The 22,110-nt window shown below is 66.5% G+C and carries 22 protein-coding genes and 1 pseudogene; 13 read left to right on the forward strand and 10 right to left on the reverse strand.

The window, feature by feature from the left end:
- Positions 1 to 18 precede the first annotated feature (18 nt).
- Positions 19 to 1,920: a glycosyltransferase gene (locus BJ987_RS04810; RefSeq protein ID WP_209885042.1), complete on the forward strand. Its 1,902-nt coding sequence runs from the start codon at positions 19 to 21 to the stop codon at positions 1,918 to 1,920.
- A 43-nt stretch (positions 1,921 to 1,963) separates the two neighbouring features.
- Here BJ987_RS04810 and rfbB read toward each other — a convergent pair whose 3' ends face one another.
- Positions 1,964 to 2,980: a dTDP-glucose 4,6-dehydratase gene (gene rfbB / locus BJ987_RS04815; protein ID WP_209885044.1), complete on the reverse strand. Its 1,017-nt coding sequence runs from the start codon at positions 2,978 to 2,980 to the stop codon at positions 1,964 to 1,966.
- A 304-nt stretch (positions 2,981 to 3,284) separates the two neighbouring features.
- Here rfbB and BJ987_RS04820 point away from each other — a divergent pair, with 304 nt between their 5' ends.
- Both BJ987_RS04820 and BJ987_RS04825 read left to right on the forward strand, forming a co-directional pair.
- Positions 3,285 to 3,995, forward strand: coding sequence for a DUF8020 domain-containing protein (locus BJ987_RS04820; protein ID WP_209885046.1), 711 nt, complete (start codon positions 3,285 to 3,287; stop codon positions 3,993 to 3,995).
- Between the two features lie 183 nt (positions 3,996 to 4,178).
- Positions 4,179 to 4,889: a DUF8020 domain-containing protein gene (locus tag BJ987_RS04825; protein ID WP_209885048.1), complete on the forward strand. Its 711-nt coding sequence runs from the start codon at positions 4,179 to 4,181 to the stop codon at positions 4,887 to 4,889.
- 237 nt (positions 4,890 to 5,126) lie between these two features.
- Here BJ987_RS04825 and BJ987_RS04830 read toward each other — a convergent pair whose 3' ends face one another.
- Positions 5,127 to 6,110 (reverse strand): alpha/beta hydrolase, encoded by a 984-nt coding sequence (locus tag BJ987_RS04830; protein ID WP_209885050.1) that lies wholly within the window; start codon positions 6,108 to 6,110, stop codon positions 5,127 to 5,129.
- A 230-nt stretch (positions 6,111 to 6,340) separates the two neighbouring features.
- On the opposite strand from BJ987_RS04830, the pseudogene rfbA reads away from it, so the two are divergent.
- Together rfbA and BJ987_RS04840 are read left to right on the forward strand one after the other, a co-directional pair.
- Positions 6,341 to 7,207 (forward strand): annotated as a pseudogene (gene rfbA, locus BJ987_RS04835) (glucose-1-phosphate thymidylyltransferase RfbA); the annotation flags it as partial.
- Positions 7,208 to 7,302: 95 nt separating this feature from the next.
- Positions 7,303 to 7,851 (forward strand): dTDP-4-dehydrorhamnose 3,5-epimerase family protein, encoded by a 549-nt coding sequence (locus BJ987_RS04840; RefSeq protein ID WP_209897850.1) that lies wholly within the window; start codon positions 7,303 to 7,305, stop codon positions 7,849 to 7,851.
- A 63-nt stretch (positions 7,852 to 7,914) separates the two neighbouring features.
- Here the strand turns inward: BJ987_RS04840 and BJ987_RS04845 are convergent, their stop codons facing one another.
- Positions 7,915 to 9,399, reverse strand: coding sequence for an MFS transporter (locus tag BJ987_RS04845; protein WP_209885052.1), 1,485 nt, complete (start codon positions 9,397 to 9,399; stop codon positions 7,915 to 7,917).
- 86 nt (positions 9,400 to 9,485) lie between these two features.
- On the opposite strand from BJ987_RS04845, the gene BJ987_RS04850 reads away from it, so the two are divergent.
- The gene (locus BJ987_RS04850) at positions 9,486 to 9,911 is read left to right on the forward strand and encodes a MarR family winged helix-turn-helix transcriptional regulator (RefSeq protein WP_209885054.1); all 426 of its coding nucleotides are present in this window, start codon (positions 9,486 to 9,488) and stop codon (positions 9,909 to 9,911) included.
- A gap of 3 nt (positions 9,912 to 9,914) precedes the next feature.
- Here the strand turns inward: BJ987_RS04850 and BJ987_RS04855 are convergent, their stop codons facing one another.
- A complete protein-coding gene (locus BJ987_RS04855) occupies positions 9,915 to 10,787 on the reverse strand; it encodes a helix-turn-helix domain-containing protein (protein WP_209885056.1) in 873 nt (290 codons plus the stop codon).
- A 235-nt stretch (positions 10,788 to 11,022) separates the two neighbouring features.
- Complete coding sequence (locus BJ987_RS04860; RefSeq protein ID WP_209885058.1) at positions 11,023 to 11,571, reverse strand: DUF4282 domain-containing protein; 549 nt, start codon at positions 11,569 to 11,571, stop codon at positions 11,023 to 11,025.
- A gap of 140 nt (positions 11,572 to 11,711) precedes the next feature.
- On the opposite strand from BJ987_RS04860, the gene BJ987_RS04865 reads away from it, so the two are divergent.
- Positions 11,712 to 12,239, forward strand: coding sequence for a hypothetical protein (locus BJ987_RS04865; protein WP_372446837.1), 528 nt, complete (start codon positions 11,712 to 11,714; stop codon positions 12,237 to 12,239).
- 149 nt (positions 12,240 to 12,388) lie between these two features.
- Positions 12,389 to 14,569, forward strand: coding sequence for a molybdopterin-dependent oxidoreductase (locus BJ987_RS04870; RefSeq protein WP_372446838.1), 2,181 nt, complete (start codon positions 12,389 to 12,391; stop codon positions 14,567 to 14,569).
- Here BJ987_RS04870 and BJ987_RS04875 read toward each other — a convergent pair.
- The gene (locus BJ987_RS04875; protein ID WP_209885062.1) at positions 14,566 to 15,210 is read right to left on the reverse strand and encodes an NAD(P)H-dependent oxidoreductase; all 645 of its coding nucleotides are present in this window, start codon (positions 15,208 to 15,210) and stop codon (positions 14,566 to 14,568) included. The genes BJ987_RS04870 and BJ987_RS04875 overlap by 4 nt on opposite strands.
- Positions 15,211 to 15,261: 51 nt before the next feature.
- Here BJ987_RS04875 and BJ987_RS04880 point away from each other — a divergent pair, with 51 nt between their 5' ends.
- The gene (locus tag BJ987_RS04880; RefSeq protein WP_209885063.1) at positions 15,262 to 15,621 is read left to right on the forward strand and encodes a MerR family transcriptional regulator; all 360 of its coding nucleotides are present in this window, start codon (positions 15,262 to 15,264) and stop codon (positions 15,619 to 15,621) included.
- Positions 15,622 to 15,811: 190 nt separating this feature from the next.
- Positions 15,812 to 16,444, forward strand: a complete 633-nt coding sequence (locus tag BJ987_RS04885; protein WP_209885064.1) for a pyridoxamine 5'-phosphate oxidase family protein — start codon at positions 15,812 to 15,814, stop codon at positions 16,442 to 16,444.
- Here the strand turns inward: BJ987_RS04885 and BJ987_RS04890 are convergent.
- Complete coding sequence (locus BJ987_RS04890; RefSeq protein WP_307869478.1) at positions 16,441 to 16,896, reverse strand: GtrA family protein; 456 nt, start codon at positions 16,894 to 16,896, stop codon at positions 16,441 to 16,443. The two genes, BJ987_RS04885 and BJ987_RS04890, sit on opposite strands and share 4 nt — an antisense overlap.
- A gap of 178 nt (positions 16,897 to 17,074) precedes the next feature.
- Here BJ987_RS04890 and dprE1 point away from each other — a divergent pair, with 178 nt between their 5' ends.
- Together dprE1 and dprE2 are read left to right on the forward strand one after the other, a co-directional pair.
- On the forward strand, positions 17,075 to 18,553 hold the full coding sequence (dprE1, locus tag BJ987_RS04895) for a decaprenylphosphoryl-beta-D-ribose oxidase (RefSeq protein ID WP_245365822.1): 1,479 nt from the start codon (positions 17,075 to 17,077) through the stop codon (positions 18,551 to 18,553).
- 16 nt (positions 18,554 to 18,569) lie between these two features.
- Complete coding sequence (gene dprE2 / locus BJ987_RS04900) at positions 18,570 to 19,349, forward strand: decaprenylphospho-beta-D-erythro-pentofuranosid-2-ulose 2-reductase (RefSeq protein ID WP_209885066.1); 780 nt, start codon at positions 18,570 to 18,572, stop codon at positions 19,347 to 19,349.
- A gap of 63 nt (positions 19,350 to 19,412) precedes the next feature.
- Here the strand turns inward: dprE2 and BJ987_RS04905 are convergent, their stop codons facing one another.
- The 3 genes from BJ987_RS04905 to BJ987_RS04915 form a co-directional block, all read right to left on the reverse strand.
- On the reverse strand, positions 19,413 to 19,955 hold the full coding sequence (locus BJ987_RS04905) for a hypothetical protein (protein WP_209885068.1): 543 nt from the start codon (positions 19,953 to 19,955) through the stop codon (positions 19,413 to 19,415).
- The gene (locus tag BJ987_RS04910) at positions 19,952 to 20,221 is read right to left on the reverse strand and encodes a helix-turn-helix transcriptional regulator (protein WP_209885070.1); all 270 of its coding nucleotides are present in this window, start codon (positions 20,219 to 20,221) and stop codon (positions 19,952 to 19,954) included. The genes BJ987_RS04905 and BJ987_RS04910 overlap by 4 nt, the downstream gene beginning before the upstream one ends.
- Positions 20,222 to 20,294: 73 nt before the next feature.
- Positions 20,295 to 21,008 carry a GbsR/MarR family transcriptional regulator gene (locus BJ987_RS04915; RefSeq protein ID WP_209885072.1) on the reverse strand — a complete coding sequence of 238 codons (714 nt, stop codon included), beginning with the start codon at positions 21,006 to 21,008 and terminating at the stop codon, positions 20,295 to 20,297.
- A gap of 268 nt (positions 21,009 to 21,276) precedes the next feature.
- Here BJ987_RS04915 and BJ987_RS04920 point away from each other — a divergent pair, with 268 nt between their 5' ends.
- Positions 21,277 to 22,089 (forward strand): alpha/beta fold hydrolase, encoded by an 813-nt coding sequence (locus BJ987_RS04920; protein ID WP_245365824.1) that lies wholly within the window; start codon positions 21,277 to 21,279, stop codon positions 22,087 to 22,089.
- Positions 22,090 to 22,110: the final 21 nt, after the last annotated feature.

Raw genomic sequence — 22,110 nt, forward strand, 5'->3', positions numbered from 1 at the left:
CAAGATTTCGAGGACTTCATGGAGCAGTCGGCTACCGAGGCCGTTACCGAAACGAACGACCGCAATTCGGCCGAGGCAGCACCTGCCGCACTGCGGGTCGACCATCGGGCGCCGGACCGGCTCGTGCTGCAGCGCGGCATCTTCACCGGGCCCTCGGCGAAAGTCAGCGACGAGCTCTACGCGGTGGTGAAGGGCCGTTCCCATCGGGAACGCCTGGAACTGCGACTGGAGAAAGGCGCGACGGCCCACACCAACACCTATTTCGGCCGTTTCGCCGCCGCCTACTGGCAGCGCTGGACCGTCGTCACCGAGGTGCGCGCGACCATGGTGCTGGAGGTGACCGGTAAGGCGCTGGTCCGGATCGTGGCCTCCGATATCGCCGGGCACCGCCGCATCATCGGTTCCGCCGACGTGACCGACAGCGGCGCGCTGACCCTGACCGCCCCGGTGGATCAGTTCGTCGACGGCGGTGCGCTGTGGCTGGAATTCGACGCCGTCGGCGGCCCGCTCGGCATCAGCGAACTCACCTGGACCGCGGCCGCGCCGGAGCGGATCCGCCCGGTCGCCATCGCGATCTGCACCTTCAACCGGGCCGCCGACTGCGCGGAAACCGTTGCCGCGCTGGCCTCCGACGCGCCCGTGCTGGCCGCGATCGACGCGGTGTACGTGGTCGACCAGGGCACCGATCTGGTGCAGGACCGGCCGCGCTTCCAGGAAACGCTGCCGATCTTCGGCGACAAACTGCGCTACATCCGGCAGCCGAATCTCGGCGGCGCGGGCGGCTTCACCCGCGGCCTCTACGAGGTGTCCGCGGTGAACGAGCACGCCGACGTCATCCTGATGGACGACGACATCCTGTGCGAACCGGAAACGGTGTTGCGGCTCAACGCCTTCGCCAATATGACCGTGGAGCCCACGCTGGTCGGGGCGCAGATGCTGTTCCTGCTCAATCCCGACTACCTCAACGTCGGCGCCGAAGAGGTGCATCTGCACGAGCTCAAGCACGGGCAGAAGGTGGCCAAGGCGCTGCGCAACACCTCCATGCTGAAGAAGAACCAGGAGCGGCGCGTCGACGCGGGCTACAACGCCTGGTGGACCTGCCTGATTCCGGCCGAGGTGGTGGCCCGAATCGGGCTGCCGGTGCCGATCTTCTTCCAGTGGGACGACGTCGAATACGGTGTGCGCGCCCGGGAGCACGGCTTCGTCACCGTCACCCTGCCGAACGCCGCGGTGTGGCACGCCGACTTCTATTGGAAGGATTTCGACGACTGGGCGCGCTACTTCAGCACGCGCAACTCGCTGATCGTCGGCGCCATGCACGCCGACCTGGACGGTAAGAAGATCACCCGCCAGTTCTTCCGCAATATCGCCGAGTACCTGGTGGCGATGCAGTACGGCCTGGCGCACACCACCCTGCAGGGCATCGAGGACTTCCTGGAAGGCCCGAAGGTGTTGCGCGACGGCGGCATCGACGCGCTCGCGCGGGCCCGCAAGAGCCGCGGCGACTACCCGGAGACCGCCAAGCACGCCGCCGCGACTCCGCCGGTGCGCGCCGCCGACGTCCAATTGCGAAGAGCCGGTGGCGAACCCAGCCGCGTGCTGCTGGTGCTGATCAAACGGGCCATCAACCAGTGGACCGGACGCACCCAGCACGGCCTGATCGGCGTCACCCGGGAGGACGCGCACTGGTGGCACGTGTCGCTGTTCGACCACGTGGTGGTCACCGACGCCTCGCAGTCCGGTGTGCGAATCCGGCAGCGGGACAAGGAACGTGCGCGTCAGCTACTCAAGCGCACCATCCGCGTCCTACGCCGGCTGCGCAAGGACCTCCCCCGGCTGACGGCCGAATACCGTGCCGCCATGCCGGAATTGACCAGCCGCGAGAACTGGGCGCGCCTCTACGGCATCGACCCGGACTGACACCCCGCACCGGGTAGCGCTCGAAACCAGTTGTGGGCGAGCGCTACTCGGCGGTGCCGTCCAGGGTGCGTTCACCCGCCGCGACGTAGGCCCGCTCGGTGGCCGCCTTCTCCGGCCGCCACCAGTCCTCGTTGTCCCGGTACCACTGGACCGTCGCCGCGAGGCCCGCGCGGAAATCGGCGTACCGCGGCGACCAACCGAGTTCGGCACGCAGCAGCGACGCGTCGATGGCGTATCGCTGGTCGTGGCCCGGCCGGTCGGTGACGTGGTCGAAATCGTCGGGTGCGCGGCCGAATTCTTCCAGGATCAGCTGGACGACGGTTTTGTTGTCGAGTTCGCCGTCGGCGCCGATCAGGTAGGTCTGGCCGATGCGGCCGCGATCCAGAATGTCCCAGACCGCGCGGTTGTGGTCCTCCACGTGGATCCAGTCGCGGATCTGATGGCCCGCGCCGTAGAGGCGCGGGCGGACGCCGTCGATCAGGTTGGTGATCTGGCGCGGAATGAATTTCTCCACGTGCTGATACGGCCCGTAGTTGTTGGAGCAGTTCGACAGGGTGGCGCGCACGCCGAAGGAACGGGTCCAGGCGCGGACCAGCATGTCGCTGGACGCCTTGGACGCCGAGTAGGGGCTGGACGGGTTGTACGGGGTGCGCTCGGTGAAGCGCGGCTCATCCGGGGTGAGATCGCCGTAGACCTCGTCGGTGGAGACGTGGTGGTAGCGCACGTCGTAGCGCCGCACCGCCTGCAGCAGCGAGTACGTGCCGACGATATTGGTCTGGATGAACGGCCACGGCTCGGTGAGCGAATTGTCGTTGTGCGATTCGGCCGCGAAATGCACCACCGCGTCGACGCCGCTGACGAGCTCGTCGACCAGGTCGAGGTCGGCGATGTCGCCGTGCACGAAGTCGATGCGGTCGGCGACGGGGTCGAGTGAGGCCTTGTTGCCCGCGTAGGTGAGCGCGTCGAGGACCGTCACCGTCGTGCCGGGCCGCTGGGCCACGGTCTGGTGGACGAAATTCGCACCGATGAATCCGGCTCCGCCGGTTACGAGCAATCGCACGGCATGAACCTTACGTCGGTGGCACTGTCTGGGTTGCCGCAGGCGGGAAACCGGCGCGGGCGGCACCTGAGAGCAACCTGAGTGTCGTTGATCACACTAGGGTTCGGTTAATGCCGAACGGAACGACTTCGGTAATTCGAAAAGCGTGCTGAGAGCGGACATTTCCAAAACCACACCACGGCGCAAGTCCGTTTGGTGAACAAAATTTGAATTAAAGGTCACAACCGGTTCACCACCCGTTAGCTGGTCTAGATTTCGATCAGTTAGTCCCCGCCGAACGCTCTACATCGAGGTTCAAAACCAAATGCTTATGAGGAAATTCGCCGCTACGTCGGCTCTGCTGATCGCCGCCCTGGGCGTCACGGCAGGCACCGTCAACGCGGCTCCGGCCGAGGCCGGTCCCGAAGCCATCAACTTCACCGCCCAGTCCACCGACACCCAGTCCATCATCTCCATCGACTCCGGCTCGCTGGTTGTCGAGGACGACGCGCTCAAGATCAAGGCGGCCGACGGCACCACCGTCGCGGGCACCCCGCTCAAGTTCAAGGTCGACGAATTCGAATTCCCGATCGCCGCCCAGGTTTCGGATCGCACCGCGACCCTGACCCCGCAGCTCGACATGGACAAGGCGGTCTACAAGCCGGTCGCCCTGCCGTTCGAGGACAAGGCGCCGTGGAAGACCGAATACGACCGTGAGGTGGCCGCCTTCAACCGCATGAAGGACACCATCGCCATGGGCGCCACCATCGCCACGCTGGTCGGTGGCCTCGGCGGCGCGGCCGTCGGCTGCGTGCTGGGCGGCGTCCTGGGCGGCGCTGTCGTCGGCGGCACCATCGTCGGCCTGTTCGGCCCGTTCATCCCGGCCGCCCTCGCGGGCTGCCTCGGCGGCGCGGCCGCCATGGGCGCGCTGGGCACCATCGCGGGCCAAATCTTCATCACGGCTCCGGTCGCCATCGGCGCCGTGATCCAGTACTTCGCCACCGTCAACGCGCCCTTCGTGCCGCCGGCGAAGTAATTTCCCCAGCTCACAACTGAATTCGCACAACTGAATCAACAACCGAACATCGAGCCAGGAGCCCCGCCCGGCGTGCTTTCCGCGCGGGGCTTCCTTCGGCCCGACCGGGTTACTGAAAGTTTGCGAACTCAGTCACCGGTCACCAGTCAACCGCTAAATGCACCTGATGAGGACCAAAACACCATGCGTTTCAAGAAGTTTGCTGCTACCTCTGCGCTATTGATCGCCGCCATGGGCGTCACGGCGGGCACCGTCAACGCGGACCCCACCGCTCCGGCCGCCCAGCCGATCAACTTCACCGCCGACTCCACCGACACCCAGTCGATCATCACCATCGACTCCGGCTCGCTGGTCGTCGAGGACGACGCGCTCAAGATCAAGGCGGCCGACGGCACCACCGTCGCGGGCACCCCGCTCAAGTTCAAGGTCGACGAATTCGAATTCCCCATCGCCGCGGAGGTTTCCCAGCACAAGGCGGTGCTGACCCCCCAGCTCGACATGAGCAAGGCGGTCTACAAGCCGGTCGCCCTGCCGTTCGAGGACAAGGCGCCGTGGAAGACGGAATACGACCGTGAGCAGGCCGCCTGGAGCCGCATGACCTCCACCATCTCCATGGGCGCCACCATCGGCACCCTGGTCGGTGGCCTCGGCGGCGCGGCCGTCGGCTGCGTGCTGGGCGGCGTGCTCGGTGGCGCGATCGTCGGCGGCACCATCGTCGGCCTGTTCGGCCCGTTCATCCCGGCCGCCCTCGCGGGCTGCCTCGGCGGCGCCGCGGCCATGGGCGCACTGGGCGCCATCGCCGGCCAGATCTTCGTGACCGCTCCGGTCGCGATCGGCGCTGCAATCCAGTACTTCGCCACCATCAACGCACCGTTCACCCCGCCGGCCAAGTAATTCGGTCTCAGACAGCCCCGTCCGGAATTCCGGGCGGGGTTGTTCTGTTGGGCAGTGCTTTTCGCGCGCTTGATGAACGAACGATTAACTGAGTAAGTCTAATTGGTGACAATTGGTTTGCCGCTACACGTGAATCAATTTCTTAACACACCGCTGACAATTGAACCCCCGCCCCTTGCACGGGAGCGGGGGTTCATGCTCGTCCGGCCGACCGGAGTCGAGGCCGTCCGAGCTCAATCAGGCGGTGCGCGCTTCGTCGGCTGCCGCGGTGCAGGCGCGGACGAAACGGGCCACCCGGCCCAGCGCCCTGCGGCCCTCGGGTAAGCCGGGAGCGATGCTCATGAAGGCGTGGACCTGGCCACGCCACAATTCGACGGTGTTCGGTACGCCCGCCGCGGTCAGACGCTGGGCCATGAGCTCGCAGTCGTAGCGCAGCACCTCGTCCTCGGCGGCGATGAGCAGGACCGGCGGCAGACTGGCGAGCGCGCCGTTCACCGGAGACAGCATGGGGTCCAGCCGTCCGTCGATCTCGGCCCCGATGCGGACCACCGCCGCCAGCGCGGACAGTGGGATATAGGGATCGCGGGCCACGTTCATGTACGCCCGCTTGGCGGCGTAGTCCAGGTCGAGCAGCGGGCTGAGACCGATCAGGGCCGCCGGGGTGGGCAGGCCGGTTTCGATGGCCGCGAGGGCGGTGGCGAAGGTGAGGTAGCCGCCCGCCGAATCGCCGGCGAAAGTGATGCGCGAGGGGTCCGCGCCCTTCCGTAGTAACCAGCGGTAGGCGGTCAGGCAGTCCTCGACCGACTGGGCGATGCTGCGCCCGGGTAGTTGGCGGTACTCCACATTGATCACCGGCAGTCCGGTGCGCCGGGCCAGGCTGGCGGCGACGGGGCGGTGCGTGGTCAGGCCGCAGACCGCGAAGCCGCCGCCGTGCATATAGAGCATCGCGCCGTGGCGCAGCGACTTGGAACCGCCCGCGGGCCGGAGGATCTCCATCCGGAAACCACGCAGCGTCACCTGTTCCCGGTCGACGCCGCGCGGGCCGGGCCGTAGCTTGGCGAGATTGTCGATGGCGAACGCGCCGATCGGGATGGTGGCCCGGGTGATCGGGGCTACCCGCAGCGCGGGTCGCACCACCGAGATGCAGGTCGCCAGGAGCAGGCGCGCCGCCGGGCTTGGTCCGTCCGGATTCATTACTTCGCCGACACCGATCGCGGACATCGCGCACCTGCTTCCCACTGGCGCGCCGACCTCTGAGACATCGGCGCTGACATCCCACACGGCGTTGTTTCACAACGCTCTGACTCAGGAGACCACGTGAATGTGACCTACACAACAAGATTCGCCCGAATCGCCGAGAAGCTAAACCCCCGTGATCATTTCGTAGGCGTGTCGGAACCTGCCCGACGTCGAGTGCGACGCTGGAAGTGGAAACTGGCAGACTCCTGGGCATGCGCGGAATCATCTTGGCGGGCGGCACCGGCTCCCGGTTGCACCCGATCACGCGCGGGGTGAGCAAGCAGCTGGTCCCGGTCTACGACAAGCCGATGATCTACTACCCGCTGTCCACGCTGATGCTCGCGGGCATCCGGGACGTGCTGGTGATCACCACGCCCGAGGACGCGGAGGCCTTCCGCCGCCTGCTCGGCGACGGTTCCCAGTTCGGCATCGCGCTCGACTACGTGGTGCAGCCGGAACCCGACGGCCTGGCCCGCGCGTTCGTGCTCGGCGCCGACCACATCGGCACCGACAGCGCCGCACTCGTGCTCGGCGACAACATCTTCCACGGTCCCGGCCTCGGCACCAGCCTGAACCGCTTCTCCGGGTTGGAGGGCGGCGCGGTCTTCGCCTACTGGGTCTCCGACCCCACCGCCTACGGCGTCATCGAGTTCGCCGAGGGGCGCGCGGTCTCGATCGAGGAGAAACCGAAGAAGCCGCGCTCCAACTACGCCATCCCGGGGCTGTATTTCTATGACAACGATGTCGTGGAGATCGCCAAGACGCTGCGCCCGTCCGCACGCGGCGAATACGAGATCACCGATATCAACCGCGCCTACCTGGAAGCCCAGCGGCTGCGTGTGGACGTATTGGCCCGCGGCACCGCCTGGCTGGACACCGGCACCTTCGATTCGCTGCTGGACGCCGCCAACTACGTGCGCACCATCGAGGAACGCCAAGGCTTGAAAATCGGCGTGCCCGAGGAGGTCGCCTGGCGAATGGGGTATATCGACGACGAACAGCTGCGCGCGCAGGCCGAACCGCTGGTGCGTTCGGGGTACGGAACGTATCTGCTCGACCTGCTCGCGCAGGGGCCGGACCACTCGGGAATGGCGGACGGCGCGGGTAAGCACAGCGCGCTGACGCACGGTTCGGCGGGCGCGGACGGGCGAGCGCCCAGGTGGGATTGGTGAGGATGGAGTTCCGGGAACTCGCGGTGCCGGGCGCGTGGGTGATGACCCCGCGCCTGCTCGGGGACGAGCGCGGCACCTTCGCCGAGACGTTCAAGGCCTCGGAGTTCGAGAAGGCGACCGGCCGGACCTTCGATCTGTGCCAGGTCAACACCTCGGTGTCGGCGGCCGGCGTACTGCGCGGCATCCATTACACCGAGGACCCGCCCGGCCAGGCCAAGTACGTGACCTGTGTGCGAGGCGCCTTCTTCGACGTGGTGGTGGACCTGCGTCCCGGCTCGCCCACCTATGGGCACTGGGACAGCGTGCTGCTCGACGATGTGCACCGCCGTTCGGTGTTCCTCTCCGAGGGTCTCGGGCACGCGATCCTTTCGCTGGAGGACCGATCCACCGTCACCTATCTGTGTTCGCTGGAGTACACCCCCGAATTCGACCGGGACATCGACGCTTTCGACCATCGGCTGGGCATCGACTGGCCCGAGGTCGGCCGGGACGGGCAGCGGCTGTCCTACGTGCGCTCCGCCAAAGACACTGCCGCCCCGCCGTTTTCCTGACGAAAAAGCCGAACGCCACACTGTACGTGTGACGTCCGGCTTTTCTATCGGCCGGATGAGGGGTCAGCCGACGGGCTCCAGGGCGGGCTTCAGCTCGGCCTCGACCGAATCCTGTTGCGCCACATTCTTACGCCGCTTGGGCAGGTAGACCGTGAGCGCCACCAGGGCTCCGACGATCGCCACCCCGGCGGCGAACTGCAGACCGGGCCGGTAGGTGTCCAGCATGGCGGCCGCGCTCCGGTCGGTGTGCACACCGCTGGTGATGATCGCGGTGGTCACCGCCAGGATGATGGCCGCGCCGACCTGCATGGCGGTCTGCAGCACACCGGCCGCCAGACCCTGCTCGTCATCCTCGATGCCGCTGGTGGCCTGAATGTTGATGGCGGGGAAGCCGACCCAGCCGATGCCGATCAGCAGCAGCGCGGGCAGCAGTACCGTCAGGTAGTTCGGCGCGACGTCCAGGCGCAGGTAGGCCAGGTAGCCCAGGGCCATGATCACCATGGTGACCGCGATGATCGGGCCGGTGCCGAAACGATCGACCAGCTTGTCGGAGATGAACGCCGAGGCGACCACCAGCAGACCGACCGGGAGCAGGGCGAGCGCCAGCTTCAGCGGCGACCAGCCGAGGGTTTCCTGCAGGTACATGGTGGTGATGAACTGCCAGCTGAAGTAGGAGCCGGCCACGGCGATGATGGCGAGGCTGGCCCGCACCAGGCTGGCCTTCTTCAGGATGCCGAGCCGGATCAGCGGGTACTTCACACGCTTCTCCACGGCGATGAAGCCGGCGAACAGCGCGGCGGTGATGAGGAACGAGCCCAGGGTGCGCACCGAGGTCCAGCCCACCTCGGGTGCGGTGACGACGGTGTAGACCAGCAGCAGCATGGCCGCGGTGGACAGCACCGCACCGAGGAGGTCGTGTCCGCCTTCTTCGGCGGGCTTGTCCTTGGGCACCAGGTACCAGGCGGCGACGAGGGCCGCGACGGCGACCGGGACCGGGAGCAGGAAGGTCCAGCGCCAGCCGAGACCGGTCATCAGACCGCCGAACAGCAGGCCCATGGAGTAGCCGCCCGCACCGAACACGGTGTAGATGGACAGCGCCTTGTTGCGGGCCGGGCCCTCACGGAAGTTCGTGGTGATGATCGACAGACCGGTCGGCGCGGTGAACGCGGCGGCCAGGCCCTTGATGAAGCGGGTGATGATCAGCAGCGTGCCGTCGCTGACGAAGGCGCCGGCCAGCGAGGCGATCGCGAAGACCGCCAGGGCGATCAAGAAGACGCTGCGGCGTCCGAGCAGGTCGGCGGTGCGTCCGCCGAGCAGCAAAAGGCCGCCGTAGCCGAGAACGTAGCCGGAAACCAGCCACTGCAGGGTCGAGGTGGACAGATCGAGTTCCGCGCCGATCGAGGGCAGCGCGACACCGATCATCGAAACGTCGAGGCCGTCGAGGAAGAGCACGATGCAGAGGGTGATCAGCATGCCCCAGAGCCGGGCGGACCACTTGGTCGGGTCGGTCGCCTCCACGGCGGCCGAGAGCGGTGCTGGTGAAGTCATGATCGAAACGATTGCATGCACGCGCATTAATTGTCAACACATCTAATGCGGTTGCATAGATCTGGAGTCATCACTAAGATGTGGGCATGTCGATGCCGTCTCTACCTGAGACAGCCCGGGGCAGCGCCGCCTCCGGGCTGGTCGGCGAGTGGCGTGAGCTGCTCGATCGTCACGCGGCGGTGAGTTGTGCCCTGGAAAAGGCGTTGCAGGGCGAGCACCAGATCGGGGTCAGCGAGTTCGAGACGCTGGACCGCCTGATCGACGCGAACAGCGGCGACTACCGGATGAGCGATCTCGCCGACGACATCTACCTGAGCCAGAGCGCGCTGTCCCGAACGGTGGCGCGCCTAGAACGCGACGGGCTGGTGTCGCGGCGGATGTGCGCCGACGACCGGCGCGCGATCTTCGTCTGCCTCACCGACAAGGGCCGCGACGTCTACGAACGGGCGGTGCCCACGCACCGCGAGGTCCTCGCGAACACGTGGGAGACCCGCAAGAAATGCGATACCTGACCGCTACACCAGGCTGGCCCGAGCGTCCTCGATGATCGGGCGCGCGTCCACCGACGCCGCCTTGATGTTCGCGAAAGCCGCACGGTAGCGGTCCGTTTCGGGCAACTTGTCCAGATAGACCGGCCCAGCGAACGCTTCGATGTAGACCACTGCCGGCTCCGACTGCTCGGCACTCTCGGGAAATTCGAGGATGACGAAGCGGCCGGCCTCCATGCCGTCGTGGTACTCCGATTCCGATTGCACCACTTGGATGCGAATATTCGGTAGATCGCACACCTGCCGTAGGTGATCGAGCTGAGCCGCGGACACGTCCGCGCCGCCGATCCGCCGCCACAGCACCGCCTCGCTGATCACCACGTCCAAGTGCACCGGCGACTCGCTCCGCAGAATCAACTGCTGACGGGCCAGGCGCAACTGCACCCGGCGCTCTACTTCCGCCGCGGACATACCGGGGCGCGCGGCCGCGGTCAGCGCGCGAGCGTAACTCTCGGTCTGCAACAGGCCCGGGACCAATTCGTTCTCATAGGAGCTCAGCACCCGGGCGGCCTCCTCGAGCCCGAGGTAGACCTCGAATCCCTCGGGAATCACGTCGCTGTAAGTGGTCCACCAGCCGCGCGACTTGGTCTCCTTGGCCAGTGCGGCCAGCGGTGCGACAAGTTCCTCCGGCGCGCCGTAGACCTTGCACATGGCCTCGACATCCAGGCTGCGCAGCGAGGTCTGTCCGGTTTCGATGCGCCAGATCTTGGCTTCGGACCACTCCAACTGCTGGGCGGCCATCCGGGTGGTCATCCGGGCCCTGGTCCGTAACTCACGCAGCTGACGACCGAGCTGGCGTCGCGGCATGGTGGATCCGGTGGTGCCCTGCGGTAAAGCCATGCTTCCCCCTCGTACTGATACGGCACGCGCCGCACGCCGACTACCCGGCGGCACCTCCACTGCCACCGGTACGACGCTTCCCTACCCGCATCCGTCGTCGTGTCCCGGACACTCGAACAGCATTGTTTCACAGCAAATCTGACATAGCGTACGATGTCCGGCACAGGTACGTCATCGTCACATTCGCGCCAAAGCGGTTCAAGGCAGGGGATATTGGGGAATATAGCCTGGTTAGCTACTTCTTGGGGCCCCTTTTCCGGAACCGCCAGAACTGCACCGCCCGTACATCCTCGGACAGCTGGTTCACCGGTTCGGCCACGTCGGAGAGTGCCTGGAACAGATCGTCGGCCAGCTCGCTGATGTGCTCCACGCGGGTCGCCAATCGAGAAGCGTTGACCAGGAATTCGAGCAGCAGTCGCACGACTGCCGCGATGGTGAGTCCCAGCGGGATGCCGATCAACACGGCCAGCACCCCCAGGACCGCGGAGACCTGCCACATCAGCACGATCAGAACGACCGGGACGGTGACTGCGCCGGCCAGGCCCAGCAGGTAGGCGAGCGGAAGGAGAGTGCGGGTGACAGGACGTTGGAACTGCACATCGAGCAGCCCGCGCGCCGCGTCGGCGCTCCACTCCCGAAACGCCCGCGGACTGCGGAAGGGTTCGGCGGCCGGTTCGTCCTCGACCGCCCGCGGCTTGGAAAAACGATCTTTCCAAGTGATCCAACGGGATTCGGTTTCGAACTCCTCGGGGTCCACGGGGATTCCCTCGGTGTCATCGGTCATGGCGTGATCCTGCACGTAAACGCTGATTCCGGCCAACCGGAAATTGATAGCAAACCCGCACCGATGAGATGAATCCGACACAAATGAAGAAGTTTCCGATCAATCCGTAACGCTGGAGCTACCTGGTGTCGATACGACCCATGAACGCAGCAGGACCCAGATCTATCGGGGAATGGAGAAAGACAGTGCGCACCACGTTTCCGACTTCCGTCTCGGCGGCCGACATGACTGCCGCAGCGCAGGACTACAGCCAGCGCGGGTGGACGGTTGCCGAAACGGCCAACGGGATCTGCCTGATCACCGATGCCGACGTTTCCGGCATCGAGGTGACCGGCGAGCTCGCCGGCGAGGTTCGCCGATTCCTCCGCGCGAACAACCTCTCCGGCCCGGTGATCGAGTTCCCGGGTAGCGAGCGGCGCGAGATCCACCTGGTCACCGGCGTCCGCAAGGCCGCCATGGCGCTCGAGGCGCTGCGCGAGTCCGGTGCGGTCATCCACACCGACGGCGCAGGCATCCCGTTGCCGCCCACTCAGCTCTCCGCGGGCTCCGCCTGCTGGGGTGTCGCCCCGAACGAGGCCCGCTGGCTCCCGCCGGTGGTCGCGATCGGCGCGGCGGTGCGTTCGGTGCTGGCCCGGCGTCAGGCCCGGCTCACCAGCGTCGCCTGCTGACCTGAACCACTGATAGCTGCGTTCCCACGATTCCCCCCTGCAGGGGCGGCCGGTCTTTGGAACCGGACGCGGAACGACCGGTACCCGCCACGCGCGGATACCGGTCGTTGTGGTTTCCGGGGTGTTGTCGGCGGGCTCGGCAGGCCAAGATGGTTTGTATGAGCGAGATCACGTCCAGGAACCTGCTGCGCACCTGCCCGTTATGTGAGGCGGTGTGCGGCCTGGAGCTCCAGCTCGACGCCGACGACCATGTGACCTCGGTACGCGGCGACAAGCTGGATCCGTTCAGCCAGGGATTCATCTGCCCCAAGGGCGCCAGCTTCGGCCAGTTGGACGAGGACCCGGACCGGGTGACCGAACCGTTGATCCGGGACCGGGCCACCGATACCTGGCGCACGGCCACCTGGGACGAAGCCTTCGACTACATCGCCGAGCGATTCCCCCCGATCGTCGCCGAACACGGAAATCAGTCGGCGGCACTGTATCTGGGCAACCCGAACGCGCACACAGTAGCGGGCGCGCTGTACGTGCCGGTGCTGATCCGGGCGCTGGGCACCAAGAATCTGTTTTCCGCCAGCACCGCCGACCAGATGCCGAAACAGGTGGCCAGCGGCCTGATGTTCGGTGACCCGCTGCGCATCCCGGTACCGGATCTCGATCGCACCGATTACCTGCTGATGTTAGGGGCGAATCCGCTCGAATCGAACGGGTCCCTGTGCACGGCACCGGATTTCCCCGGGCGGCTTAAGGCACTGCGCAAGCGGGGCGGAAAGTTCGTGGTGGTGGATCCGCGAGCCACCCGGACCGCGAAACTGGCCGACGAGCATTTGTTCGTCCGGCCGGGCAGTGACGCGTACCTGTTGTTCGGAATCGTGCACACCCTGTTCGCCGAGGAATTGACCTCGGTCTCCGTCGAGGCCAACGGCCTGGACGAATTGCGCACGGCCGCGCTGAAATTCACGCCGGAGGCGGTGGCCGCCCGGACCGGAGTGCCCGCGGCGACCATCGGGCGGCTGGCGCGCGAACTCGCGGCCGCCCCGACCGCGGCGGTGTACGCGCGGATCGGTACGTGCACCACCGAATTCGGCACTGTCACCCAGTGGCTGGTGGATGCGATCAACGTGCTCACCGGCAATCTGGACGTACCCGGCGGTGCGATGTTCCCGGAGGCCGCCGCGGGCGGGATCACCCGCACCAAACCGTTCCGGATCGGGCGCTGGGCCAGCCGGGTGCGCGGGCTGCCGGAGGCGATGGGCGAACTGCCGGTCGCCACGCTCGCCGATGAAATACTCACGCCGGGAACAGGTCAGGTGCGCGCCGTGGTCACCGTCGCGGGCAACCCGGTGTTGTCCGCGCCCAGCGGCGCGCGGCTCGACGCCGCCTTCGCGCAGCTGGACTTCATGGTCAGCGTGGACCGGTATGTCAACGAGACCACCCGGCACGCGGACGTCATCTTGCCGCCACCGCGCCCAGTGCAGTCACCGCACTACGATTTCGCGCTCTTGCAGTTCGCGGTGCGCAATTACGCCAGGTACTCCCCGCCGCTGGTCCCGCTGGGCGATCGGCCGTCGGAGGGCGCGGTGCTCGCCCGGCTGGGCGCGGCGCTGACCGGGCAACCGCACACCGGCGACGTGCTCGCCATGGTGGACGAGCTGATCATTTCCGGCACGCTGCACAAGGCCGGCCTCGCCGATCGCCGCCCGGAATTGCGGGGCGCCACCAGCACCGAGCAGCGCCTGGATCTCATGCTGCGCGTCGGCCCATACGGCGAATGGAACGGCGGATCCCTGAATCTGCAAGTCCTGCTCGACAATCCACACGGCATCGACCTCGGCCCGCTGCGGCCGCGGCTGCCCGGCGTCTTGATCACCGCGTCCCGGCGGGTGGAGCTGGCACCCGAGCCACTGCTCGACGAGGTAGAGCGGATGCGGGCCCGGATCGGCGAGGCCGCACCGGATTACGTGCTGATCGGACGACGGCAGCTGCGGTCCAACAACAGCTGGATGCACAATGTCGCGCCATTGGTGAGCGGGTCCAACAAGTGCACCTTGCACATTCATCCCGAGGATGTGGCCAAGCTCGGCCTCGGCAGTCACGCGGTGGTGAAATCCGCGGCCGGCACCTTGACCGTGCCGCTGGAGCCGACCGAGGCGATCATGCCGGGTGTGGTCAGCCTGCCGCACGGCTGGGGCCACCAGGACAGCGAGCAGACCGTCGCGCGGGCCCACGCCGGCGTGAACGCCAATGTGCTGACCGATGATTCGATCGTGGACGGACCGTCGGGCAACGCGGTCTTCAACGGCGTTCCGGTGACCCTGATCGCGACCTAAACCTGATCCGCCTTCCGGTCGAAGGCGGTTTGCGCTCGGTGCGCCAGATTCGCACCGAGCTTGTAGGCCTGGGCAACGAGTTCCTGGTGGGCCTCGGGGTCCGTGGTCTCGGTGCCGTAGAGCAGTTCCACGGAGGAGTTGGGGATAGCCGAGTAACCGGCGATGCCGTCCCGCAGTTGCAAGGCCATCGCTTCCTGGTAGCCGCGGCGCTGGTACGGGCCTTCGGCGACGCCGGCGAATCCGACGAAGTGCAGTTCGTCGAGCGCGCTCCCGGTCTCGGTCGCACTGTTCTCATAGGCCCAGCCGCGGCTGAAGACCCGATCGATCCAGCCCTTGGCCAGGGCGGGCAGGGACCACCAGTAGACCGGGAACAGTACGGCGACGACATCGGCCGACTCGACCAACCGGTGCTCGCGCGCGACATCCGCGGGCACTTCGCCGCGCAGCCGGTGCACGGCGAGGTCGGCGGCGGTGAAGACCGGGTCGAAGCCGGTCGCGGTGAGGTCGTGCACGGTGACCTCGGTGCTGCCGTCGGATCGGATGCCCTGTTCGACGGCGCGGGTGAGAGCCCAGGTGGCGGAGTCGTGGTCGGGATGCGAGACCACGAGCAGGACGCGCGGGCGGTTCCGTTCGTTCGTCATGCCGCCAAGGTAAAGTATGACATTAACGTCAATGTCAAGGAGCGAGTTCGGATGCGGATCAGTGACCTCAGCCGGGCCACCGGCGCGAGCCCGCGCATGCTGCGGCACTACGAGAACGCGGGCGTGCTGACGCCGCAGCGTCATCCCAACGGTTATCGCGACTACAGCGAGGCCGACGTCAAGACGGTGCATGACATCCGGTGGCTGCTCAGTTCCGGCCTCACACTCACCGAGGCCGCCGAACTGATCCATATCGCCTGCACCGCGCCGCAGCACGCCACCGCCGACGACCGCGCCGCCGTGCTCGCTCAGCTCGACGAGCGCGCCCGCCGACTGGAGGCGGGCATCGATCGGCTGCTCACCGAAAAGGCCAGACTGGCGAAATTGCGCGCCGACATCGCAACCGGCTGACAAAACGTCCGGTCGGAATGTAGCTAATCTCCGGAAACACTTGCGCTAACTAAGCATTCGGCGTTTTCGCAATGTTGATTTCGTAGATTAGCCCGTACGGTTTCCCCTAGACTGAACACGATTTGGTGTGCCCATGAGCTCATCGGGGAGCCGCGGCGCACGCGGATTCCGGCGACCCTAGGGGGCACCCATGCCCGGTACACGTTGCGGCAGTGACGGCGAGCACGAACTGCAGGACAGGTCCGGTACGCAGGACAGAGCCGATCGCTTCTACACCGACCAGGTCCTCGACCGGCTCAACCCGGCAATGATCGAATTCGTCGGGCGAATGGATATGGCTTTCCTCGCCACCGCCGACAAACACGGTGAATGCGACACCAGCTTCCGCGCCGGTCCGCCGGGATTCCTGCACGTCATCGACGAACGCACAGTTGCCTATCCGGAATATCGCGGCAACGGCGTAATGGCCAGCCTGGGCAACATCCTGGAGAATCCCCACGTAGGCATCCTGCTAATCGATTTCGTGCGTGCCCTCATCGGATTGCACATCAACGGATCGGCGCGCATCGTCGAGGACGCGGCGCTGCGCCGCTGCGTCGCGGATCTGCCGCCGAACCTCAAGGGCCGGATCGCCGAACACTGGGTGGTCGTGGATGTGGAGGAGGCATACATCCACTGCCGCAAGCACATTCCGCATCTCGCGCCGGCCCCGCGGGAACAGCGCGACTGGGGCACCGACAACGCGCGGGCCAAGGGCGGGGACTACTTCGGCGCGAAATCCGCGGCCGCCGAACGCCAGCTCGCGGACGTGCGCATCTCCTAGTGGATCTTGAAGATGACCACGCGCTGCACCACGAAGTTGATGACGGTGGCGGTGCCCTGCGCGACGAGGAAGGCCAGCGGCACGCGCCACCACTCGTCGGGCAGCGTGGTGTACATCACCCAGTTCAGGCCCACCTGGACGGCGAAGGTGCAGGCGTAGAGCGCGACGACCGCGAGGAAGCGCAACCGGCTCGGTTCGGCCTTGAAGGTCCAGCGCCGATTGATCAAGTACGCCGTTGTCGTGCCCGCGACGAAGCTGATCGCTTTCGCCACGCTGACCGGTAAACCGACCACCTGCAACAGCAGGACGTAGAGCCCGAAGTCCACGATCGCCGACAGACCGCCCGTGAGGGTGAATCGGATGATCTGGGTCTTGAGGTCGACATCGGTCCCGCCCGGCTCGTCTACCAGCGGAAGCTCGGCAGGCAGCGGGAGGTGGGGTTCGGCAGGCACGCGACGAGCCTAACGGTGCTGCGTTTCTCGACACTCCGGATGTCCACCCAAGCGACCGCTCGGATTGGTTTCAGGGCGCTAACCAGCCCGGATGTCCGATCCGCGTCATCGCCGCCGGCGCTGCCCCGGTCGGCGCTCGCCGCCGCTATGTCCGGTCCTACCTGTAGCCTCTATGCCGATGTCCACGAAAGCCTCGACCCCCACACAGGTCACCGACAGCGGTGCCGCCGGCAGTGAAATCGACAGCGCCCCCGCTGCCGAGCCCTTCACGTTGCCGACGCGCACCCGGTCACTGACCGGCTGGGGTCGCACCGCACCGACCTCGTCCGAAGTGCTCGCCACCAGCGATCCCGAAGTGATCGCCAAGGCGGTCGCCATGGTGGCCGAGGACAACGACAGCAAGCCCGCCCACCTGCGCCGCGGTGTCATCGCGCGCGGCCTCGGCCGCTCCTACGGTGACCACGCCCAGAACGCGGGCGGCCTCGTCGTCGACATGACCGCGCTGAACAACATCCACCGCATCGACCGCGATACCCGCATCGTCGACGTGGACGGTGGCGTCAGCCTGGATCAGCTCATGAAGGCGGCACTGCCGTTCGGCTTGTGGGTCCCGGTCCTGCCCGGCACCCGCCAGGTCACCATCGGCGGCGCCATCGCCTCCGATATCCACGGCAAGAACCACCACAGCGAGGGCAGCTTCGGCAACCACGTGCGCTCGATCGATCTGCTCACCGCGGACGGCTCGGTGCACCACATCACGCCCAAGCGCAATGCCAAGCTGTTCTGGGCGACCGTCGGCGGCAACGGGCTCACCGGCATCATCCTGCGCGCCACCATCGAGATGGCGCCGACGGAAACCGCGTACTTCCTCAACGACGGGTTGAAGACCACCACCCTCGACGAGACCATCGCGGCACACAGCGACGGTAGCGAGGCGAACTACACCTACTCGAGCGCGTGGTTCGACGTGATCAGCCCGCTGCCGAAGCTGGGCCGGGCCACGATCACCCGCGGCCGCCTCGCCAAGCTCGACGAACTGCCGAAGCGCCTGCAGAAGAAGCCGCTGAAATTCGATGCGCCCCATCTGATGACGGTGCCGGATATCTTCCCGAACTTCACCATGAACAAGCTGACGCTGTCGGCCATCGGTGAGGCGTATTACGCCATGGGCGGCAACTACACCGGCAAGGTGCAGAATCTGACGCAGTTCTACCATCCGCTCGACATGATCTCGGAGTGGAACCGCGGCTACGGCTCCAACGGCTTCCTGCAGTACCAGTTCGTGGTGCCGACCGAGGCGGTCGAGGAGTTCAAGCGGATCATCATCGATATCCAAGCCTCCGGGCACTATTCGGCACTGAATGTGTTCAAGCTGTTCGGCCCGGGTAACCAGGCGCCGTTGAGCTTCCCGATGCCGGGCTGGAACATCTGCGTCGACTTCCCGATCAAGCCGGGCCTGAACGAGCTGGTCACCGAATTGGACCGCCGCGTCATGGAATTCGGCGGACGGCTCTACACCGCGAAGGACTCGCGCACCACCGCCGAGACCTTCCACAAGATGTACCCGCGGATCGACGAGTGGATCAAGGTCCGCCGGACCGTCGACCCCACAGGCGTTTTCATGTCCGATATGGCGAGAAGGCTGGAGCTGCAGTGACCGTAGGAGTTCGCAAGTGATCAACGCCGTTGGTAACCCGCAGACGATTCTGCTGCTCGGCGGGTCCTCCGAAATCGGGCTGGCGATCTGCGCGGAGTACCTGAAGAAAGGTCCCGCCCACATCATCCTGGCCATGCTGCCCAACGATCCACTGCGCGAAGCGGCTTCGGCGCAGATGTACGCGGCGGGCGCGAGCAAGGTCGGCATCATCGACTTCGACGCGCTCGACACCGACAGCCACCCCAAGGTCATCGACGCGGCCTGGGACAGCGGTGACGTCGATGTCGCCATCGTCGCCTTCGGCCTGCTCGGCGATGCCGAGGAACTGTGGCAGAACCAGCGCAAGGCCGTGCAGATCGCCGGAATCAACTACACCGCCGCGGTTTCCGTCGGCGTGCTGATCGGCGAGAAGATGAAGGCGCAGGGTTTCGGCCGCATCATCGCCATGTCCTCGGTGGCGGGCGAGCGGGTGCGCCGCTCCAACTTCGTCTACGGCTCCACCAAGGCCGGACTGGACGGGTTCTACCTGGGTCTCGGCGAGGCGCTGCGGCCACACGGCCCGCGCGTGCTCGTCATCCGGCCGGGCCAGGTGCGCACCACCACCACGCTGGAGCACTGGAAGGCCACCGGCGCCAAGGAGGCCCCGTTCACGGTGGACAAGGAAGAGGTTGCCGCGCTGGCGGTTTCGGCTTCCGAGAAGGGTAAGGAACTGATCTGGGCGCCCGGCCCGGTGCGCTACCTGATGTCGGTCATCCGGCACATCCCGCGGCCGGTCTTCCGCAAGCTGCCGATCTGAGTTAGACGTCGAACAGCCCGCACACCTGAATGGTGTGCGGGCTGTTTCGTTTTCGGCGGTAGCTCAGGCCTCGGGTTCCGGATCGAGCCGGTTCCAAGCCAGGATGAGCCCCGGCGTGCAGCCGCCGGTCAGCAACGTCGCGAGGACCATGACACCGCCCGCGTACGCGGACTGAAAGGTGCCGATGTCGGGAAACACCGCCGACACGAAGATCAGATAGAACACCGGTGGCAGCACCAGGAACTGGGTGACCGACAAGCCGATGGAACGGGCCGTATTGCGTTGCGCCACCTCCAATTCGTCGAGTGCCGCCGCCGGCGCGGTGTCCTGCACGTGCGAGACGATCCGCAGCATGCCCCACACCGGAACGAAGATCAGGGCCGCCGGAAGCAGGGCCACGGCCGCCCAGCGCACATCGAAGGCGCACAGCAGGCCCGCGATGAACATGACGGCGAGGGCGAGCACCACCGTGACCGCCAGCGCGCGACGGCGGCGGCGATTGCGCCAGCCGGGCAGCATGCCGGACAGGCGCTGTTCCTGGATCTGCCAGCGCCGGACCCGGTAGTCCTGGTAGCGGTCGAGCAGGCCGTTGGTCGTGGTTGTCATGGCCGTCCTTTCGTGTAGATCTCGGCCGACAGGGGGGTGAACTCGGTCCGGGCGAACACGGCCTCGATCGGCAAGCCGAAGACATCGCAGATCCGCATGGCGAGATCGAGGCTCGGATAGTGATCGCCCCGCTCCAGCGCACCGATGGTCTGCACGTTGACGTTCACCGCCTCGGCCAGGGCCGCGCGGCTCATCCGATGTTCGGCCCGCAGCACCGCGATTCGGTTGTAGATCGGGAGGGTTTCTCCCCTTCTGACTGGGCTCACACAACATAGTGTTGGGAAAACACAACAATCTGTCAAGTGTTCCGCCCGAAAGCGCTGATCGCGCGGTGGCCGGCTACGGGCGTGCGGCGAGACGCTGCTGCCACTCCTCGGTGGCCCGCTCCAGCGCCTCGGTCACATGCAGGAGCAATGCGGCGGAGTCTTCGAAGCGCGTGCCCGCCGGGGTATCCCGCCCGAGAACCTCTGCGCCCCGCCGCATTTCGGCTGCGAGGGCCTTTTGCGAACGTACCGACGCGAGGAGGTTCCGGAGCCAGATCTCGTCGTCCAAGACGTAGCGCTCGCGGCGCCCACCGGGCACTCGTTCGCGCGCGAGCATGCCCTGCTGCTCGAGCCACGCGACGGCGTGTGAAACCGAGGCCGGGCTGACGCGCAGCCGCTGGACGAGATCAGCCGCGGTGAGCGCGCCGGAGTCGGTGATATGCAGACAGGCCAGCACTCTGGCCTCCATGCGGGGAAGCCCCTGCGCCACGAGCAGCGCCGTCCAGGATTCCGCGACGTCCCGCACCGCCCGCGGATCTCGCCCGTAGCCGACATCGGGGATTTCAGGCTCCGGCGGTTGCGCGCGCTTCTGTCTGCGCGCACGCTCACCGGTGGCCTTCTGGGCCCGATCGGCCCGATAGTCGTCGGGCCCGCCGTTGCGGGTGACCTCGCGCATGATGGTCGACGCGGGCCGGTCCAGCCGTCGGCCGATTTCCGCGTAACCGAGCCCTGCGGCCAGCCCCGCCGCGATCTGGCGACGGTCCTCGTTGGTGAGTCTGCCTCCGGGCATCTCGTTCCTCACTGTCGACGTGCGCGGCGCTCCGCGTCCGCTGGTCAGTATGCATCCGAACGCAACTCATTGCAAAGACAGGCACGGAATCGCTTTGCGTTTACTCATATTTTCATTGCAACGCAGTTGAAATAGCGCGGTCTATCAGGCGAATTTGCCTTGCTTTGAACGTTGACAGTTCTATGAACGCAACGTACTGTTCTCCTTGTTCAGAGATTCCCGAACAACCGGGAACACGGAGATCGAACCCTGATGCAAGGAGATCGAAATGACCACCACGGCTGCGAACCCGACCCCTTCGACCGCTTCGGCCTGGTCCGGGATGGTGCGGGTGGAGGACACCGCACTGGCGGTGACCGACACCGGCGGCGCGGGCTTGCCGGTCCTCTACCTCAACGGCGCCTACGCCAATACCAAGCCGTGGAAGAAGCTGATCGCCGAACTCGGTGACGGCTACCGCCACATCACCTACGACAAGCGGGCCCGTGGCAAGTCCGAGACCTCGGCCGACTACTCCTTCGCGGCCTGCCTGCGCGATGTCGACGCGGTCCTGGCCGCCGCCGGCGTGCAGCGGGCGATCCTGGTGGGGTGGTCCTACGGCGCGACCCTGGCCGCGCACTGGGCCGAGGCCAACCCCGACCGCACCATCGGCGTGGTATCGGTCGACGGCGCGATGCCCTACGGGCTCACCGGCGAAGAAGGGCGCGCACAGATCCGCAAGCTGTTCCACAAGATGCGCTGGCTGTTTCCGATCGTGCGCCCCTTCGGTTTGGCCGCGAAGATGTCGGTCACCGAGCATGCCGACGTCGGCATCGAGATCAATGAGATCTGCGCGCACATGGCCCCGGTCCTGAACAACATCACCCGCCCCGTGCGATACGTGCTTGCCAGCGGCTCCAATCTCGGTGGCAGCGAAGCGGAAATGGCCGCCGCCCGCGCCTCACTCGATCCCTGCCTGGCCGCCAACCCGAATCTGACCATCCACGCCCAGGTGGCCAGCAACCACTCCCACATCCTGCGCAGGGACTTCGAAGCCGTCGCCGCGGCCGTCCGCGAGACCGCCGCCGATGAGCAGAACTAACCGGCCGCGGTACCGCGCAGC

It is taken from the genome of Nocardia goodfellowii (genome assembly GCF_017875645.1).
In the GTDB taxonomy this organism is placed as follows: domain Bacteria; phylum Actinomycetota; class Actinomycetes; order Mycobacteriales; family Mycobacteriaceae; genus Nocardia; species Nocardia goodfellowii.

Coding starts and splice junctions, on each gene's coding strand:
- BJ987_RS04865 (WP_372446837.1), top strand. CDS start 11,712: ATGAACGCAGCAGGACCCAGATCTATCGGGGAATGGAGAAAGACAGTG.
- BJ987_RS04905 (WP_209885068.1), bottom strand. CDS start 19,955: ATGACAACCACGACCAACGGCCTGCTCGACCGCTACCAGGACTACCGG.
- BJ987_RS04870 (WP_372446838.1), top strand. CDS start 12,389: ATGGTTTGTATGAGCGAGATCACGTCCAGGAACCTGCTGCGCACCTGC.
- dprE1 (WP_245365822.1), top strand. CDS start 17,075: ATGTCCACGAAAGCCTCGACCCCCACACAGGTCACCGACAGCGGTGCC.
- BJ987_RS04880 (WP_209885063.1), top strand. CDS start 15,262: ATGCGGATCAGTGACCTCAGCCGGGCCACCGGCGCGAGCCCGCGCATG.
- BJ987_RS04820 (WP_209885046.1), top strand. CDS start 3,285: ATGCTTATGAGGAAATTCGCCGCTACGTCGGCTCTGCTGATCGCCGCC.
- BJ987_RS04875 (WP_209885062.1), bottom strand. CDS start 15,210: ATGACGAACGAACGGAACCGCCCGCGCGTCCTGCTCGTGGTCTCGCAT.
- BJ987_RS04855 (WP_209885056.1), bottom strand. CDS start 10,787: ATGGCTTTACCGCAGGGCACCACCGGATCCACCATGCCGCGACGCCAG.
- BJ987_RS04845 (WP_209885052.1), bottom strand. CDS start 9,399: ATGACTTCACCAGCACCGCTCTCGGCCGCCGTGGAGGCGACCGACCCG.
- BJ987_RS04825 (WP_209885048.1), top strand. CDS start 4,179: ATGCGTTTCAAGAAGTTTGCTGCTACCTCTGCGCTATTGATCGCCGCC.
- BJ987_RS04810 (WP_209885042.1), top strand. CDS start 19: ATGGAGCAGTCGGCTACCGAGGCCGTTACCGAAACGAACGACCGCAAT.
- BJ987_RS04830 (WP_209885050.1), bottom strand. CDS start 6,110: ATGTCCGCGATCGGTGTCGGCGAAGTAATGAATCCGGACGGACCAAGC.
- BJ987_RS04915 (WP_209885072.1), bottom strand. CDS start 21,008: ATGCCCGGAGGCAGACTCACCAACGAGGACCGTCGCCAGATCGCGGCG.
- BJ987_RS04885 (WP_209885064.1), top strand. CDS start 15,812: ATGCCCGGTACACGTTGCGGCAGTGACGGCGAGCACGAACTGCAGGAC.
- BJ987_RS04860 (WP_209885058.1), bottom strand. CDS start 11,571: ATGACCGATGACACCGAGGGAATCCCCGTGGACCCCGAGGAGTTCGAA.
- BJ987_RS04840 (WP_209897850.1), top strand. CDS start 7,303: ATGGAGTTCCGGGAACTCGCGGTGCCGGGCGCGTGGGTGATGACCCCG.
- BJ987_RS04920 (WP_245365824.1), top strand. CDS start 21,277: ATGACCACCACGGCTGCGAACCCGACCCCTTCGACCGCTTCGGCCTGG.
- BJ987_RS04850 (WP_209885054.1), top strand. CDS start 9,486: ATGTCGATGCCGTCTCTACCTGAGACAGCCCGGGGCAGCGCCGCCTCC.